Source organism: Streptomyces sp. NPDC002446 (genome assembly GCF_053595675.1).
Map to the genome: position 1 here is coordinate 1 of NZ_JBSFYC010000109.1, position 17,986 is coordinate 17,986.

The following is a 17,986-nucleotide window of genomic DNA, read 5'->3' on the forward strand; positions in this document are numbered from 1 at the left end:
CCGCCATCTGGCACAACTGGACCGCAGGCACACCAGCCAAACGCTCACTGATCGCGTACGACCACTGAAGACATCGGACTCAATCATCTAGGGGACCTGTTCGACCACCCCGTACGGGACCGCCGCCCGAGCACCCCCCCTGAGATCGCACGGGATCAGCCCGCCCCCGTCTCCTGCCGGTTCCGGATCCCGAGCCGGCTGTGCGCGCGCCCGTACAGGAAGTAGATGACGAAGCCGGCCACCATCCAGACCGCGAACCGCAGCCAGGTCTCGGCGGGCAGATTGAGCATCAGCCACAGCGAGGCGAGTACCGACAGCGCCGGCACGACGGGGACGAACGGGGTGCGGAAGGAGCGGGGCAGGTCGGGGCGGGAGCGGCGGAGCAGCACGACGCCTACGGCGACCACGACGAACGCGAACAGCGTGCCGATGTTGACCAGCTCGGCCAGTTCGTCGATCGAGGTGAAACCGGAGACCACGGCGACGACCGCGCCCAGCGCGATGGTCGACCGGTAGGGGGTGCCGTAGCGGGGATGGGCCCGCGAGAAGACCCGCGGCAGCAGCCCGTCCCGGCTCATCGCGAAGAACACCCGGCTCTGGCCGAGCAGCAGGATCATGCAGACCGAGGTCAGGCCCACGGCGGCGCCGAAGCTGATCACCCGGGCGAAGAAGGGCTGCCCGAGGTCCTCGAAGGCGTCCGCGAGCGGGGCGTCGGTGGACAGCTTGTCGTACTTCTGCATGCCGGTGACGACCACCGACACCGCGACGTAGAGCAGGGTGCAGATGGCCAGCGAGCCGAGGATGCCGCGCGGCACATCGCGCTGCGGGTTGCGGGTCTCCTCGGCGGCGGTGGCGACGATGTCGAAGCCGATGAACGCGAAGAAGACCACCGCCGCCGCCGCGAAGATGCCCATGATGCCGAAGTTGGCCGGGGTGAAGCCGAACATCAGCTGCGCCAGCGGCGCGTCCAGTCCGCCGCCGCCCGCGCTGGGCTCGCTGGGCGGCACGAACGGGTCGTAGTTGGCACCGTTGATCAGGAAGGCGCCGGCGATGATGACGAGCAGTACGACGGTGACCTTGACCCCGACGACCACCGCCGTCACCCGCGAGGACAGCTTCATCCCGAGAACGAGGATGACGGTCAGCACCAGCACCAGGATGCAGGCGAGCAGGTCGAAGCCGAACCGTCCCTCGTGGGTGCCGGACAGGCCGGGGGGAAGGTGCAACCCGGCGCCGTCCAGCAGATGGCGGATATAGCCGGACCAGCCGACGGCGACCACCGCGCAGCCCAGGGCCAGCTCCAGGATCAGGTCCCAGCCGATGATCCAGGCCGGCAGCTCGCCCAGTGAGGCGTACGAGAAGGTGTAGGCCGATCCGGCGACCGGCACGGTGGAGGCGAACTCCGCGTAGCACAGCGCCGCCAGCGCGCAGACCACGCCCGCGGCGACGAAGGACAGCGCGACGGCGGGCCCGGCCTGCTCCTTGGCGATCTTCCCGGTGAGGACGAAGATTCCGGTGCCGATGACCACACCGACGCCGAAGACCGTCAGATCGAGCGCCGACAGGGACTTCTTGAGTGTGTGCTCCGGCTCCTCGGTGTCCAGGATCGACTGCTCCACAGTCTTCGTCCGGAACATGCCGCGCTGTCGACGTGCCTCGTGTGGTGTGCCGTGCTGTGTGCTCATGGGCGAACCTCCGCCTGGACGACCCTCGCAACTCTCCTGAACTGACCGAGTCTCTGTAATGTCAGGACACAGCCAGGTTCGGCGGGCCTCCAGGCGGCGGTGATTCACCCGATGGTGTGTGGCCGCGGGTATGCCGATGGGCCGGGCGGAACATCCGTACGGATGACCGGCCCGGCCCATCGCCGTGCTCTGCGCGATCAGTCGCGGGCGGCCTCGGCGGGCTCGGCCGCGCCCTTCGCCCCGGCGCCCCGGGGGACGTCCGAGGTGTCCGCGGCATCGTCGGCGGAGTTCTCGCCGGCCGACCGGAGCCCGGACTGGGGAAGACCATCGATCTTGGAGACCAGGCCGGTCACCTGACGGGCGATGTCCGGTGCGGTGAGCCCGATCTCCGCCATGATCTCCTTGCGGGAGGCGTGGTCGAGGAACCGCTCGGGGATGCCGAAGTCGCGCACCGGCAGGTCCACGCCGGCGTCCCGCAGCGACTGGGCGACGGCCGAACCGACGCCGCCGGTACGGGAGTTGTCCTCGACGGTGATGACCACACGGTGCTCGGCGGCCAGACCCGGCAGCGCCTCGTCGACCGGCTTGACCCAGCGCGGGTCCACGACGGTCGTCGAGATGCCCTGCTTGTCGAGGAGGTCGGCGATCTCCAGGCACATCGGGGCGAGCGCGCCGACGGAGACCAGGAGCACGTCCGGCCGGGTCACGCCCTCGGCGGGCCTGCGCAGTACGTCCATACCGCCGGCCTTGCCCACGGCCTTGACGGCGGGGCCCACGGCGCCCTTCGAGTAGCGCACGACGGTCGGGGCGTCATCGACCTCGACGGCCTCCCGCAGCTGGGCGCGGACCTGGTCGGCGTCGCGCGGCGCGGCGATCCGCAGGCCGGGCACGACCTGGAGGATCGACATGTCCCACATGCCGTTGTGCGAGGCGCCGTCGGTGCCGGTGACCCCGGCCCGGTCCAGGACGAAGGTGACGCCGCACTTGTGCAGCGCCACGTCCATCAGGACCTGGTCGAAGGCGCGGTTGAGGAAGGTGGCGTAGACGGCGAAGACGGGGTGCAGACCGCCGGTGGCCAGGCCCGCGGCGGAGACCGCGGCGTGCTGCTCGGCAATGCCGACGTCGTAGACCCGGTCCGGGAAGGCCTTGGCGAACTTGTCGAGGCCGACCGGCTGCAGCATGGCCGCCGTGATCGCGACGATGTCCTTGCGCTCCCGGCCGAGCTTGACCATCTCCTCGCCGAAGACCGAGGTCCAGTCCGCGCCGGAGGAGGCGATCGGCAGACCGGTGTCGGGGTGGATCTTGCCGACGGCGTGGAAGCGGTCCGCCTCGTCCTGCAGGGCGGGCTGGTAGCCGCGGCCCTTCTCGGTGAGGCAGTGCACGATGACCGGGCCGCCGAAGCGCTTGGCGCGCTGCAGCGCGGACTCCAGGGCCTCGATGTCGTGGCCGTCGATCGGGCCGACGTACTTCAGGCCCAGGTCCTCGAACATGCCCTGCGGGGCGATGAAGTCCTTCAGGCCCTTCTTGGCGCCGTGCAGCGTCTCGTAGAGCGGCTTGCCGACGACCGGGGTGCGCTCCAGGAGGTCCTTGCCGCGGGCCAGGAAGCGCTCGTAGCCGTCGGTGGTGCGCAGCGTGGCCAGGTGGTTGGCGAGGCCGCCGATGGTCGGCGCGTAGGAGCGCTCGTTGTCGTTGACGACGATCACCAGGGGGCGGTCCTTGGCGGCGGCGATGTTGTTCAGCGCCTCCCAGGCCATGCCGCCGGTGAGCGCGCCGTCGCCGATGACGGCCACCACGTGGTCGTTCTTCTTGAGGACCTCGTTGGCCTTGGCCAGGCCGTCGGCCCAGCCGAGGACCGTGGAGGCGTGGCTGTTCTCGATGACGTCGTGCTCGGACTCGGCCTGCGCGGGGTAGCCGGACAGGCCGCCCTTCATCTTCAGCTTGGAGAAGTCCTGACGGCCGGTGAGCAGCTTGTGGACGTAGCTCTGGTGGCCGGTGTCCCACAGGACCTTGTCCTTGGGGGACTCGAAGACACGGTGCAGGGCGATGGTCAGCTCGACCACACCGAGGTTCGGGCCGAGGTGTCCGCCGGTCTTGGAGACCGCGTCGACAAGGAAGGTACGGATCTCCCCCGCCAGCTGCTGGAGCTGCTCCGGGCCCAGTCGGTCCAGATCGCGCGGTCCCCTGATACGGGAAAGCAACGCCACCCCTGCCTCCTTGCTGTGGTCGAGCCTGCTGCTGTGATCGAGCTTGCTGCTGTGATCGAGCTTGCCGATCAGATGAGTCTAATGTCGCGCCCGCTGCGCCGACGCGCGGGCCTCGCGATGTATGTCACTCGGGTGACGACGGCTTTCGGCCGCGCGGAGCCGCGGCCCGCCGTACGCGGGTACACGCCGGGGTACACGCGCGGGCGCACGCGGACCGGCCCCCACCGGATCGTGCCGGTGGGGGCCGGTACCGTCGCACGCCGACGGCGCGGGTCAGGCGCGCCGGGCGTGTGGTCGGGTGCGCGTACGTGGGTCACATACGGCCTGGCGGCTACGTGCGTCCGCGAGACGCCGCCGCAGCCGAAGAACAACCCGGCAGCTACGTACGTCCAGCGGTCTTCTGCGTCCGCCGGGAAACCGAGTCGATCACGACCGCGGCCAGCAGCACCGCGCCGGTGATCATGTACTGGATCTCGCTGGCCATGCCGAGCAGGTTCAGGCCCTGCTGGATGGACTGGATCACCAGCATGCCCAGCAGCGCGGACCAGATCTTGCCGCGGCCGCCGAAGAGGCTGGTACCGCCGATGACGGCCGCCGCGATGACGTTCATCAGGGTGTTGCCGGAGCCCAGGTTCTTGGTGGCGCCACCGGAGAGGCTGGCGATGAACAGTCCGCCGAAGGCGGCGAGCATCCCGGAGATCGCGAAGACGCTGATCCGGATCTTGTTCACGTTGATACCGGCCCGGCGGGCCGCCTCGGCGTTGCCGCCGACCGCGAAGATCTGCCGTCCGTAGGTGGTGCGGCGCACCACGAAGTCGGCGATGACCAGCACGGCGAGGAACAGGACCAGGGCCAGCGGCAGCCCGCGGGCACCGGCCGGCTCGTTCAGGACGTAGGCGACGGCGAAGGCGAGCACCGCGACCACACCGGAGCGCAGCAGGATCTCGCTGAGCGGCCGGGAGGGCAGCACGGCGGCCTTGCGGCGCTTGCTGTCCAGCAGCAGCGATCCGGCGTACGCGAGGACCGCGACCAGTGCGAGACCGTACGCGGCGGCCTTGTCCTCGAAGTAGTAGCCGGTGAGGCTCTCCACCACACTGCCGCTCGGCGTGTTGATGGAGCCCTCCTTGCCCATCATCCAGATCTGCAGACCGCTCCAGCCGAGGAATCCGGCCAGAGTGACGACGAAGGCCGGCACGCCGATCTTGGCGAAAAAGAAACCGTGCAGGGCGCCGATGAGCACACCGGCCGTGATGGCGATCAGGACCGCGAGCCAGTCGTTGACGCCGTTGGTGACGCTGAGCACGGCCCAGACGGCCGCGCCGACGCCCGCGACCGAGCCGACGGAGAGGTCGATCTCGCCGAGCAGCAGCACGAAGACGATGCCGACGGCCATGATGCCCAGGCCGGAGGTGTAGACACCGATGTTCGCGAGGCTGTCCGCGGACAGGAAGCTGCTGTTCTTGAACTGGAAGACGATCGCGATGACGATCAGGCCGATGATGACCGGCAGCGAGCCCAGCTCACCGCCGCGCACCCGGCGCTTGAAGTCGTTGAGGTAGCCGGCCATGCCCTGCTCGCGGACGAGCAGTCGGGGGTCGACGGCGGCCGGCTGGGGGGCGTCGGCCGCGGGGGCCGCCACCTTCTCCGCCGGCTCCTTGGTCAGGTCGCTCACGCCCCGACCTCCTTCTTCACCTGGTCCGTACGCGCCTTGCGGCGGGTCACGGCGTTGTCCGAGGCGCCGGTGATCGCGGCGATGATCTCTTCGTGGGAGGTGCCCTCGACGTCGAAGACACCGTTGTTGCGGCCCAGCCGCAGCACCGCGACGCGGTCCGCGACGGCCTGCACATCGGCCATGTTGTGGCTGATGAGGATGACGCCCAGACCGCGTTCCCGCAGCCGCTCGACGAGGTCGAGGACCTGTGCGGTCTGCTCGACGCCGAGCGCGGCGGTGGGCTCGTCGAGGATGACGACCTTCGGGTCGCCGATCAGCGCACGGGCGATGGCGACGACCTGCCGCTGGCCGCCGGAGAGCGCGGCGACCGGGATGCGGACGCTGGGGATGCGGATGGACAGGGTGTCCAGCAGCTCCTTGGCGCGCTTCTCCATGGCGATCTCGTCGAGGACACCGGCGGTGCGGGTCTCGTTGCCGAGGAAGAGGTTGGCGACGACATCGAGGTTGTCGCAGAGCGCGAGGTCCTGGTAGACGGTGGCGACGCCGAGCTCCTGGGCGTCGTGCGGCTTGCTGATGCGTACCGCCTCGCCCTCCCATTCGATGGCGCCGTCGTCGACCGGGTGGACGCCGGAGATGGTCTTGACCAGGGTTGACTTGCCGGCGCCGTTGTCGCCCACGAGGGCGACCACCTCACCGGGGTGGATCTCCAGGGTGACGTCCGTGAGTGCTTGGACGGCGCCGAACCGCTTGGAGACTCCGCGCAACGCCAGCACAGGCGTAGCGGACACGTGAATCATCTCCTTCGCCGCCGCGACAACGGCGGGGATGGTGGTGCGAAGAGCGGGGGCTCTGCGAGTGGGGGTGGGTGGGGGTACGGTCCCGCGCCCGCGCCTGGGACAGGTCGGCGCGGGCGGGGGAACCGGTACGCCCGGGGGCCGGTGGCCCTGTGCGGAGGGCCGGTGGCCGGGGGCCGGGGGCGGAAGGCCTTCGGCCGGGGGCGGAAGGCCGTGGCCTTACTTGATGCCGGCCGTCTCGCAGGCCTTCTTGGCGTCGCCGGTGCAGAGCTGGCTCGCCTTGTAGACCTTGTCCTTGATGATCGTGGACGCGATGTTGTCCTTGGTCACGATCTGCGCGTCGTAGAGCTTCGCCGGGATGCCCTTGACCTCGCCGCTGAGGCTGTCGACCTTGGCGTCCGTCAGGGAGTCGATCTTCTCGCCCTTGAGCAGCTTGACGGCGATCTCGGCCGTGGAGTCGGCCTGCGGCTTGATCTGCTTGTAGATCGTGAACGCCTGGTCGCCCTTGAGGATCCGCTGCAGGCCCGCGAGCTCGGCGTCCTGGCCGCCGACCGGGACCTTGACGTCCTTCTGCTTGAGGGCGGTGATGATGCCGCCGGCCATGCCGTCGTTGCCGGAGTAGACGCCCTGGAAGCCGTCCTTGCCGAGCGAGTCGAGGGCCGCGTTCATCTTCTTGTTGGCCTCGTCCGGCGACCAGTCCGGGATGTCCTGCTCGTAGGCGACCTTCTTGACCTTCTTGTCGAGGACGCTGTGGGCGCCCTTCTTGAAGAACGGCATGTTCGGGTCGGTCGGCGAACCGTTGATCATGACGACATTGCTGTCCTTGGCCTTGTCGCCGAGCGCCTTGACCAGCGCCTCGCCCTGGAGGCGGCCGATCTTCTCGTTGTCGTAGGAGACATACGCGGAGATTTCACCCTCGGCCAGCCGGTCGTACGCGACGACCTTGACGCCCTTCTTGGCGGCCTGGTTCACCCAGGACTTGGTGGCCTTGTAGTCGACCGCGTCCAGAATGATCACCTTCACACCCTGGGTGATCAGCGCGTCGAACTGCTTCTTCTGGGCCTCGGTCTCCTGCGCCGCGTTGTTGTACCTCACCGTGCAGTCGCTGCACAGCTCCTTGATCTTCGCCTCGATGAGCGGGCGGTCGAAGGTCTCGTAACGCGTGGTCTTGTTCTCCGGCAGCAGCAGACCGATGGTCTTGTTGTCGCCACCGCCGCCCTTGGCGCCGTCACCGGCCTTGCCGCAGGCGGCCACGGAGAGCGCCATCGATACGGCGGCGGTTCCTATGACGACGCGACGCGTCCAAACGTTCATTGGGGTTGCCTCCCTGACGAGGCCGCGTCGTTGCGGCCGAGGTGGCTGGAAGTCAACTCGGCCGTCAGCCGACCGTCAAGAAGTAAATCCTTAACGAGATGGCAACGGTGCCATGCGTTAGCTGTGTGAACTCAGCGCGCTCACGCTATGGCGGGTGCGTCCACACTCTGCACGCCGTCGAGCAGGGTCGAATCGCCCATCTCGCTCAGCACCAGCGCCAGGGCGCCCAGCACTTCCGCGCGGCCCCCGAGCGTGCCGGGGACGATGCCCAACTGCCGTGCCGCGCTGGGGATCGCGTACCGCGACACCGACTCGCGGATCGGCGCGAGCACCAGCTCACCGGCCTCGGCGAGGTCACCGCCGAGCACCACCCGGCTGGGATTGAGCAGATTGCACAGGTTCGCCACACCACTGCCGATATGGCGCCCTACGTCCGCGATCACCCGCCGGCACCCCGGGTCCCCCTCGCGGGCCAGCTGCACCACGCGCGGCATGGTCAGGTCGGGGCCGTGGCTCGGCTGCAGCAGCGGCAGGACGTACCGGGCCGCGGTGAAGGTCTCCAGGCAGCCGCGGTTGCCGCAGCGGCACACCGGGCCGGACTCGTCCAGCGTGATGTGCCCGATCTCGCCCGCGGTGCCGCCCGGCCCGCGGTAGATCTGCCCGCTGATCACCAGGCCCGCGCCGACACCACTGGCGACCTTGATGTACGCCAGGTCGGCGGCCCCGCGGCCGCCGCCCCACACCAGCTCGCCCAGCGCGCCGAGGTTGGCGTCGTTGTCGACGTAGACCGGCACGCCGAGGCGCCCGGAGAGCTCCTGGCTGGGGTTCGTCCCGGACCAGCCCGGCAGGATCGCGGTCGAGCCCAGCGTCCCCGACTCGACGTCGATGGGTCCCGGCACGCCCAGGCCGACGCCGATGACCTTGTCCGGCCCGATCCCGGTCGCCTCGATCAGCCGGTTGACCAGCCGTTCCGCCCGGTCGAAGCCCTCGGCGGCGGAGGCGTCCACATCGATCGGCTCGGCCTCCTCGGCGAGCACCTGGTGGGCCAGGTTGCCGACCGCCACCCGCAGGTGGGAGTGCCCGAAATCGACCCCTACGACGATGCCCGCGTCGCCGGACAGCGAGACGCTGCGCGCCCGCCGCCCGCCCGCCGAGGTGGGGGTCACCTCGACGGTCCCGCCGTCCTTCAGTTCCCGGACGATGTTGGAGACGGTGGCCGCGGACAGCCCTGTGCTCCGGGCGATCTCCGCCTGCGTCAGTGAGCCCGCCATACGCACCGCGCGCACGACCCGCTCCAGATTGGCCCGGTGCAAAGAGGACTGCGACCCCGGAGTCTCCATCGACTCATCCACTCCTGTCTCGGGCCGGGGGTACCGCCCAGCACAGCTGGGCAGGGCACGACCGCCCGCCGGCCGCACCCACGCCTTCGGGGGGCAGCACTCGATTCAACATGTGAACTCTAAGCAGAACGCCCGCCGGGAAGTCTCGTCAAGACGTTGCGCCCGGCATGATCGGGCGGAGGCTCATATGTGCGGCGCCCGGCCGCCCCGGGCGCGCCTCCTCGGCGGCACCCCGGGGGCCGGGCGCATACGGGGTACTACTTGATCGCCCCGGCCGTCAGCCCGGCCTGCACCTGGCGCTGGAAGATGAAGTACACCAGCAGCACCGGCAGCATCGCGATCATCATGCCGGCCATCAGCCCGCCCCAGTCGCCCTCATAGCCCTGCTGCAGCGCGATGTTGGCCAGACCCTGGGTCAACACGTACTTGTCCTCGTCCTGGTTGAGGACCATCGGCAGCAGGTACTGGTTCCACTGCCCCAGGAAGTTGAAGATCCCGATGCTGATCAGGCCGGGCTTGGCCATCGGCAGCATCACCTGGAAGAACGTCCTGACGTGCGAGGCGCCGTCGATCATCGCCGCCTCCGCCACCGACGTCGGCAGGGTGCGGAAGAAGGACGTCATGAAGAAGACGGTGAACGGCAGCGAATAGGCGATATAAACCGCGATCAGACCTTGGTACGTCGCCAGCAGCGGAATTCCGGGGAAGTCCCGCATCACGAAGAACAGCGGGATGACCAGCATGAACACCGGGAAGGACATACCGGCCACGAAAAGGTAGTAAATGAGGCGGTTCCCGGGGAAGGTGAAACGTGCCAGGACATAGCCGGCCATGGAGCCGAGGACCATCGTCCCGATGACCGAACCGCCCACCACGACAAGGGTGTTGAGGAAGAACTTGCCGATGCTGGCCTTGTTCCAGGCGTTGGCCCAGTTCTCGAAGTGCAGTACGTCGGGCAGCGACCAGGGCGTGGTGAGAATGTCGCCGCTGCTCTTGAAGGAGCTCCACAGCACCCACAGCAGCGGCATGCCGACCATGAGCGCCCATACGATCAGCATGCCGTGCGAGAAGACATTGAGTACGCCGCCCTCGGCGCCCCCGCGCGACTTCCTGGCGCTCCGGCCGCCCTCGGCCCGCCGTCCGGCCGTCGCCGGCAGCTTCTCCACCGCGTCGGTTTCCGTCGTCATACGCCCTGCCCCTAGAACTCGATCCGCTCACGCCGCGCGAAGCGCATCGTGAGGACGGCGAACAACAGCGTGACGATGAGCATGGCGACACCCATCGCCGCCGCGTAGCCGAACTGGCTGTCACGGAAAGCGGTTTGGTACAGCCGGAGCGGTACGACATCGGTCGCGCCGTCCGGGCCGCCCATGTTGACCGACATGATCTGCACCAGCGCGAAGGCGTCCATCGCGATGATGCCCATATAGACCCAGCCCGTTTGCACCGTGTCCCACAGCAGCGGAAGGGTGATGCGGAAGAAGGTGTGCATACGGCCGGCGCCGTCCAGCAGCGAGGCCTCGTAGATCTCCCGCGGAATGGAGGCCATGGCGGCGGAGAAGAGCACGACGTAGAAGCCGACGTTCGCCCAGACCATCACCACCATGATGCAGGCGAGGGCGATACTGCGCTCACCGAGCCAGGAGCTCTGCAGCGATTCCAGACCGACCGCGCCGAGCAGCGAGTTGAGCATGCCGTCGTGCGGATCCGGATTGTAGATGTTGAACCAGATCACCGAGATGATGGTGATCGAGATGACCTGCGGGAAGAAGTAGACGAACTTGTAGAACGGCGCACCGCGGACACCGGTGATGACCGCTCCGCGCCGGGCCCGGCCGCCGACGTTGAGCATGAAGGCGAAGAACAGCCCCAGCGCCAGCGTGGCGATCGGCACCAGCACCAGCATGATGACGTTGTGGCCCAGCGCATTCCAGAACTCGTCGCTGTGCAGCAGCTTGTCGTAGTTGTCCAGACCGATGCTCTTGGCGGCGCCGCGCAGGCCGCTCCATTCCGTGGTCGAGATCTGGAATGCCTGGACGAACGGCGAGATCACAAAGATCGCGTAGATCAGCAGAGGCAGGGCCAGGAACCCCACGATGAATCGGTACTTGCCGTGTTGCATGCGCTCCCCGGCCCTCCCTCGTCAGCAGTGCGGCGGTGTGCTCAGGACTCAGGCCTCGCGGCGGAACTTGGTGACGGAATCGTCCTTGGCGAATTCATCCGCGTACTGCTGCGCCTTCTTGATCCACTCCGTGGCCTTCAGTTCACCGGTCAGCAGCCGGCTGGTGAGCCCGCCGAGCTTCTCGTCGGTCAGCTTCGGGTACCACTCCTGAAGCTGGATCATCAGCAGGTTCTCGCCCCCCTTCTTGACGACCTCGGCGGCCGAGGAGAGCCCCGGCGAGAGCTGCATGCCGTCGGTCGCGCCCTGGACCGAGGTGAGCGACTTGACCTTCGTCGCGAAGTTCTGTGCGTGCTTCTTCGACAGCAGAATGCGCAGCAGCTCCATTCCGCCGATCGGATTCTGCCCGCCCTTGGCCACGATGAACGGCTCACTCGGCTCGGCGCGTACCGTGCCGTGCGGCAGTTTGTCGCCGCTGCCGCCGTTGAAGAGCGGGCCGACGGCCATGCCGAAGTCCTTCGGGGTGGTCGGCGAGGCCTCGTTCTCCACCCAGGAGCCGTTGGGGATGAAGACGGCCTTTCCGCGCGTCCAGGCGGTCTGTGCCTGAATGTGCGTCAGACCCTGGCTGCCTTCGAGGAAGTAGCCCTTGGCGGCGAGTTCCTCGTAGTGCTCGACGACCTGCTTGACCGCGTCGTTCGACGTCCAAGCCTTGGGCTCCAGATTGTCGATGGCGATCCACTTGTCGAGCCCGCCGACCTTGGCGATCTGCGCGAACATATTGAAGTGGACGTAGTACGGATACTTTCCCGGGTACGTCCAGGGCGCCAGGTTCGCCTTCTTGATCTCGGCGCAGAGCTTGATCATGTCGTCGAACGAGGTCGGGTACTCCCAGCCTCTGTCCTTCAGCAGCTTGCTGGAATACCACGTGCCGTAGACCGTGAACGCGTAGTAGAGGACATCGAAGGTGTCCTTGTGCTTGCCCTTTTCCAGGGTGCTGGGGTAAAGCGTGTCCCGGACCTTCTTCTTCGGGTCGTCCAGCGAAGGCGCGTCGAGCAGCGTCGTCAGATCCTGCAACTGCCCCTGCGAGGACAGCTTGTTCATATCCAGATGGTCGGATCCGGAGTTGTCGATGACGTCCGGGGGATTGCCGCCGGCGAAGCGCGGCTGCAGCTTCGGTCCGACCTGCTGGGTTCCGGTGTGTTTCACCGTGACGCCATAGGTCTTGTGGTAGTCGGCCTCGGCGTCCTTGGCGTACTGGTCGCCCAGCCCGCCCTTGAAGATGAACGCCTCCATCGGCACGCCCTTCTTCACGCCGAGGGGGTTCTTCGCCGAGGTCTCGCCCTTGTTCTTGGTGGCGTTGTCCGTGTCCCCGCCGCCGCCTCCGGTGGCGCACGCCGAAAGGGTTCCCATGGCCGGTACGGCGATGATTCCCAGGGCTGCGGCTCGTTTGACCAGATCGCGACGGTTGAATTCTGAGGTGGATCCCATGCTCAAGTCCTCGCCTTCTTCAGGACTCAGGCGGTGTACCGGAGCCACCCCGGCACCGCGGGTCAGATGAAGCTGAGTTGTACGGGATGTGCACCGGGCGCGCTAGAGAAATGCGGGGAAGTCATCCGTTCCCCGCCTTCCCCCCGGTTGCCCACGGCCTTGGTCGTACGGCCGGTCGGACGCCGACAGGTATAGTCCACTTCCGGCCGAAGGGGCAAGATCGAATGCAGGGTTGGGCAGGAGTCTTTCCCTAGTTGAGACCTCCCCGGCATGCGCCGGATCCTTTCGCCGTCACCCCTCCGGATCACCCGGGGACACGGCCGGCCCATCGATCGCTGCGGCACCCTTGACACCAAAGTCCCCACGCACCTTACTTATCTCTGTTTGTCGTGGCGCCATTCAACTGACAACGATGTCAATCTCCTTGAGAGAGGGCTCGCGTGCGGCTCGGACACCGGCACCGTCATCCGCGGGGGATCGCCCGCCCCGTCGCCCTTGTGGCGGCGGCTCTGCTCGTCATCACCGCCCACGGCCCGGCACAGGCCGCGCCGCCCGCAAAGCCGCGGGGAGCACCGGAGTTCGGCTCCTCCTTCGAAGCCGGGGACCCGCGGCCGGACTGGACCGACACCGTCGAGACCGGCCCCGACGGAGAGCCCCGGACCTCCGGCGTCACCCCGGGGACCGCCCCGGCGGCCCCCGGCATGAGCACCGGGACCGGCACCGGCCCGGCCGACTCCCCCACCGCCAAGGCGCACGCCGGCTTCTCGGGCGGGCATGCACTGCGCTACTCCGGCACCCACACCGCCGGCGGCCGCGGCTACTCGTACAACAAGATCTTCGATGTCGATACGCCGGTCACCGCGGCAACCTCGCTCTCGTACAAGGTCTTCCCGGAGCTGGCCGGCACCGACCTGTCCTACCCCGCGACCCATGTCGCCGTCGATCTGGCCTTCACCGACGGCAGCTACCTCAGCGAGCTGGGCGCCGTCGACCAGCACGGCGCGCCGCTGACCCCGCAGGGCCAGGCCGCCGCCAAGACGCTCTACGTCAACCAGTGGAACCACCGCGAGTCGCGGATCGGCGCGGTCGCCGCCGGCAAGACCGTCGACCGGATCCTGGTCGCCTACGACGCACCCCGGGCGCCGCGCACCGCACCGGCCTTCCGCGGCTGGGTCGACGATCTCACCCTCGGCCCCAAGGCCCCGGACAAGCCGCTCGCGCACCTCTCCGACTACGCCGTCACCACCCGCGGCACCCTCTCCAGCGGCAGCTTCTCGCGCGGCAACACCTTCCCCGCCACGGCCGTGCCCAACGGTTTCAATTTCTGGACGCCGGTCACCAACGCGGGGTCCTCCGACTGGCTCTACGAATACGCGCGCAGGAACAACGCCGACAACCTCCCCACCCTCCAGGCCTTCGGCGCCAGCCATGAACCCAGCCCCTGGATGGGCGACCGGCAGACCTTCCAGGTCATGCCGTCCGTCGCGGCCGGCACCCCGGACGCCTCGCGCACCGGCCGCGCGCTGCCGTTCCACCACGCCAACGAGACCGCGCGGCCGCACTACTACGGCGTGACCTTCGACAACGGCCTCAAGGCGGAGATCACCCCGACCGACCACGCCGCGCTGATGCGCTTCACCTTCCCGGGCAACGACGCGAGCCTGATCTTCGACAACGTCAACAACAAGGGCGGCCTGAGCCTGGACACCGAGCGCGGCGTCGTCACCGGCTTCTCGGACGTCCGCAGCGGGCTGTCCGTCGGCGCCACCCGGCTCTTCGTCTACGGCGTCTTCGACGCACCGGTCACCGGCGGCGGCAGACTGCCCGGCGGGGGAGGCAGGGACGTCACCGGCTACCTCCGCTTCCGGCCCGGCGACGACTGCACCGTGACCATGCGGATCGCCACCTCCCTGATCAGCGTGGACCAGGCGAAGGCGAACCTCTCCCGCGAGATCCCGGCCGGGACGGCCTTCCGCGACGTCAAGGACCGGGCGCAGTCGCAGTGGGACGATCTGCTGGGCCGTATCGAGGTGGAGGGCGCGAGCCGCGACCGGCTCACCACCCTCTACTCCAGCCTCTACCGCCTCTACCTGTACCCCAACTCCGGCTTCGAGAAGGTCGGTTCGCGCACCCGCTACGCCTCCCCCTTCTCGCCGCAGACCGGCCCCGACACCCCCACCCACACCGGCTCGAAGATCGTCGACGGTGAGGTCTACGTCAACAACGGCTTCTGGGACACCTACCGCACCACTTGGCCCGCCTACTCGCTGCTCACCCCGAAACGCGCCGGGAGAATGGTCGACGGCTTCGTCCAGCAGTACAAGGACGGCGGCTGGATCTCCCGCTGGTCCTCGCCCGGTTACGCGGATCTGATGACCGGTACGAGTTCCGATGTGGCCTTCGCCGACGCCTACGTCAAGGGCGTGAAATTCGATGCGGAGGCCGCCTATGCCGCGGCCGTCAAGAACGCCACCGTCGCCCCGCCGAGTCCGGGAGTCGGCCGCAAGGGCATGGACACCTCCCCCTTCCGCGGCTATACGAGCACCGACACCCGCGAGGGAATGTCCTGGGCGCTGGAGGGCTATCTCAACGACTTCGGCATCGCCCGTATGGGCCGGGCGCTGTACGAGAAGACGCACAAGCAGCGCTACAAGGAGGAGTCGGCGTACTTCTTCCAGCGCGCCCGGAATTACGTGCACCTCTTCGACGACCAGGTCGGCTTCTTCCAGGGCAAGGACGCGAGGGGAAACTGGCGCCTTCCGCCGGACCGGTTCGACCCCCGCGTCTGGGGCCACGACTACACGGAGACCAACGCCTGGACCTTCGCCTTCACCGCGCCCCAGGACACCCGGGGGCTGGCCAACCTCTACGGCGGCCGCTCGGCGCTGGCCGAGAAGCTGGACGCCTACTTCTCCACCCCGGAAACCGCCGCCAAGGAATTCGCCGGTTCCTACGGCGATGTCATCCATGAAATGACCGAGGCCCGCGACACCCGTATGGGGATGTACGGGCACAGCAATCAGCCCGCGCACCACATCGCGTACACCTACGACGCGGCCGGCCAGCCGTGGAAGGCCCAGAAGAGGGTCCGTGAGGCGCTCTCCCGGCTCTACCTCGGCAGTGAGATCGGCCAGGGATATCCGGGCGACGAGGACAACGGAGAGATGTCCGCGTGGTACGTCTTCAGCGCGCTGGGCTTCTATCCGCTGGTGATGGGGCAGGGCGAGTACGCGGTGGGTTCACCGCTGTTCACCAAGGCCACGATCCATCTGGAGAACGGCCGCGACCTCACCGTCAAGGCCCCCCGTAACAGCGCGCGCAACATCTATGTGCAGAACCTCCGGGTCAATGGAAAGCGCTGGAATTCCACCGCTCTGCCGCATCGGCTGCTCGCCCGCGGCGGCACCCTGGACTTCACCATGGGCGACCGGCCGTCGCGTTGGGGCACCGGCCCGCACGCCGCCCCGACCTCCCTCACCAAGGACGACAAGGTGCCCGCTCCCTGGGCGGATCAGACCGACCCGGCCGCCGGCCCGCTCTACGACGACACCTCCGACACCGCGGCCTCGTTCACCACCGCCCGGACCGGGACGGCACGGCCCACCAGGGTCACGTCGTACACCCTGACCTCGGCGGACCGCACCACCGCGCCCGCCCGTTGGACGCTGGAGGGCTCCGCGGACGGCAGCCACTGGACGCCGCTCGACCGGCGCTGGGGCGAGTCGTTCGCCTGGGACCGCCAGACCCGCGTCTTCGGCATCGACCGGCCGGGCAGCTACCGGCACTACCGGCTGGTGTCCGACGGCACCGCGACACTCGCCGAGATCGAGTTGCTCGGGCCGCCCGCAGGCGGCTGACCCGCGTAGCGGCCGTCCGGCCGCCGGAACGCGGAACGGGCCGCACCCCCTCGCTCCGAGGGAGTGCGGCCCGCTGTGCGCCGTGCGGGACCTACTTGCGGCTGTACTTACTTACGGATGAGCGACCGCAGCACGTACTGCATGATGCCGCCGTTGCGGTAGTAGTCCGCCTCGCCGGGGGTGTCGATGCGGACCTTGGCGTCGAACTCCACGTCGCCGGCCTTGACCTTCACCGTCTCGGGGATGCCGCCGTCGTTCAGGGCGGTGATGCCGGTGATGGAGAAGGTCTCCTCGCCGGTCAGGCCCAGGGACAGGGCGGAGGCGCCCTCGGGGAACTGGAGCGGGAGCACGCCCATGCCGATGAGGTTCGAGCGGTGGATGCGCTCGTAGGACTCGGCGATGACGGCCTTGACGCCGAGCAGCGCGGTGCCCTTGGCGGCCCAGTCGCGGGACGAGCCGGAGCCGTACTCCTTGCCGGCCAGGATGACCAGCGGGATGCCGGCGGCCTGGTAGTTCTGCGAGGCGTCGTAGATGAACGAGACCGGACCGTCGGCCTGGGTGAAGTCGCGGGTGAAGCCGCCCTCGGTGCCCGGCGCGATCTGGTTGCGCAGGCGGATGTTGGCGAAGGTGCCGCGGATCATGACCTCGTGGTTGCCACGGCGCGAGCCGTAGGAGTTGAAGTCGCGACGCTCGACGCCGTGCTCGGTGAGGTACTTGCCGGCCGGGGTGTCGGCCTTGATCGCACCGGCCGGGGAGATGTGGTCGGTGGTGACCGAGTCGCCCAGCTTCGCCAGCACGCGGGCGCCGGCGATGTCCTCGACCGGGGTGGTCTCCATCGTCATGCCCTCGAAGTACGGGGGCTTGCGGACGTAGGTGGACTCGGCGTCCCACTCGAAGGTGTTGCCGGTCGGGATCGGCAGCGCCTGCCACTGGGCGTCACCGGCGAAGACGTCCTGGTAGGACTTGTTGAACATGTCCTCGCCGATGGCGTTGGCCACGACGTCGTTGACCTCGGCCTCGGAGGGCCAGATGTCCTTGAGGAAGACCGGGTTGCCCTCGGTGTCGTTGCCGATGGCGTCCTCGGTGATGTTCACCTTCATGGAGCCGGCGATGGCGTACGCGACGACCAGCGGCGGGGACGCCAGGTAGTTCATCTTGACGTCGGGGTTGATCCGGCCCTCGAAGTTACGGTTGCCAGAGAGCACCGAGGTGACGGCGAGATCGGCCTCGTTGACGGCCTTGGAGACCTCTTCGTCCAGCGGGCCGGAGTTGCCGATGCAGGTGGTGCAGCCGTAGCCGACGAGGTTGAAGCCCAGCTTGTCCAGGTACGGGGTCAGGCCGGCCTTGTCGAAGTAGTCGGTGACGACCTTGGAGCCCGGGGCCAGGGTGGTCTTGACCCACGGCTTGCGGGTCAGGCCCTTCTCGACCCGAGGGCAAGCCGGATGAACACCGCCGCATCCTGCGGGCGCACCTCCCCATGGACGCCGACCAGCTCCAGCAAGGCCCCAGCGGC

At 68.3% G+C, this 17,986-nt stretch carries 11 protein-coding genes; 1 reads left to right on the forward strand and 10 read right to left on the reverse strand.

The genetic code is table 11. The annotated features are described in order from the left end of the window. Positions 1–155: 155 nt before the first annotated feature. The 9 genes from ACWD6P_RS34670 to ngcE all read right to left on the reverse strand — a co-directional run bounded on the left by ACWD6P_RS34670 (position 156) and on the right by ngcE (position 12,616). The gene (locus ACWD6P_RS34670; protein ID WP_451448189.1) at positions 156–1,685 is read right to left on the reverse strand and encodes an amino acid permease; all 1,530 of its coding nucleotides are present in this window, start codon (positions 1,683–1,685) and stop codon (positions 156–158) included. Between the two features lie 197 nt (positions 1,686–1,882). Then, positions 1,883–3,889 (reverse strand): 1-deoxy-D-xylulose-5-phosphate synthase, encoded by a 2,007-nt coding sequence (dxs, locus tag ACWD6P_RS34675; RefSeq protein WP_451448190.1) that lies wholly within the window; start codon positions 3,887–3,889, stop codon positions 1,883–1,885. A 379-nt stretch (positions 3,890–4,268) separates the two neighbouring features. Continuing rightward, the gene (locus ACWD6P_RS34680) at positions 4,269–5,561 is read right to left on the reverse strand and encodes a sugar ABC transporter permease (protein WP_451448191.1); all 1,293 of its coding nucleotides are present in this window, start codon (positions 5,559–5,561) and stop codon (positions 4,269–4,271) included. Then, complete coding sequence (locus ACWD6P_RS34685) at positions 5,558–6,358, reverse strand: ATP-binding cassette domain-containing protein (RefSeq protein ID WP_451448192.1); 801 nt, start codon at positions 6,356–6,358, stop codon at positions 5,558–5,560. Before ACWD6P_RS34685 ends, ACWD6P_RS34680 begins: the two co-directional genes overlap by 4 nt. A gap of 216 nt (positions 6,359–6,574) precedes the next feature. Continuing rightward, complete coding sequence (locus ACWD6P_RS34690; RefSeq protein WP_451448193.1) at positions 6,575–7,669, reverse strand: substrate-binding domain-containing protein; 1,095 nt, start codon at positions 7,667–7,669, stop codon at positions 6,575–6,577. Positions 7,670–7,809: 140 nt separating this feature from the next. Then, complete coding sequence (locus tag ACWD6P_RS34695) at positions 7,810–9,009, reverse strand: ROK family transcriptional regulator (RefSeq protein ID WP_451448194.1); 1,200 nt, start codon at positions 9,007–9,009, stop codon at positions 7,810–7,812. A gap of 257 nt (positions 9,010–9,266) precedes the next feature. Continuing rightward, a complete protein-coding gene (locus tag ACWD6P_RS34700) occupies positions 9,267–10,196 on the reverse strand; it encodes a carbohydrate ABC transporter permease (RefSeq protein ID WP_451448195.1) in 930 nt (309 codons plus the stop codon). Positions 10,197–10,207: 11 nt separating this feature from the next. Then, positions 10,208–11,131 (reverse strand): carbohydrate ABC transporter permease, encoded by a 924-nt coding sequence (locus ACWD6P_RS34705; protein WP_451448196.1) that lies wholly within the window; start codon positions 11,129–11,131, stop codon positions 10,208–10,210. Between the two features lie 48 nt (positions 11,132–11,179). Continuing rightward, positions 11,180–12,616 (reverse strand): N-acetylglucosamine/diacetylchitobiose ABC transporter substrate-binding protein, encoded by a 1,437-nt coding sequence (ngcE, locus tag ACWD6P_RS34710; RefSeq protein ID WP_451448197.1) that lies wholly within the window; start codon positions 12,614–12,616, stop codon positions 11,180–11,182. A 440-nt stretch (positions 12,617–13,056) separates the two neighbouring features. On the opposite strand from ngcE, the gene ACWD6P_RS34715 reads away from it, so the two are divergent. Further along, positions 13,057–16,473, forward strand: coding sequence for a GH92 family glycosyl hydrolase (locus ACWD6P_RS34715; RefSeq protein WP_451448198.1), 3,417 nt, complete (start codon positions 13,057–13,059; stop codon positions 16,471–16,473). A 107-nt stretch (positions 16,474–16,580) separates the two neighbouring features. On the opposite strand, the gene acnA is transcribed toward ACWD6P_RS34715, so the two are convergent. Then, a partial coding sequence (gene acnA, locus ACWD6P_RS34720; protein WP_451448199.1) for an aconitate hydratase AcnA occupies positions 16,581–17,986 on the reverse strand: 1,406 nt, incomplete at its 5' end.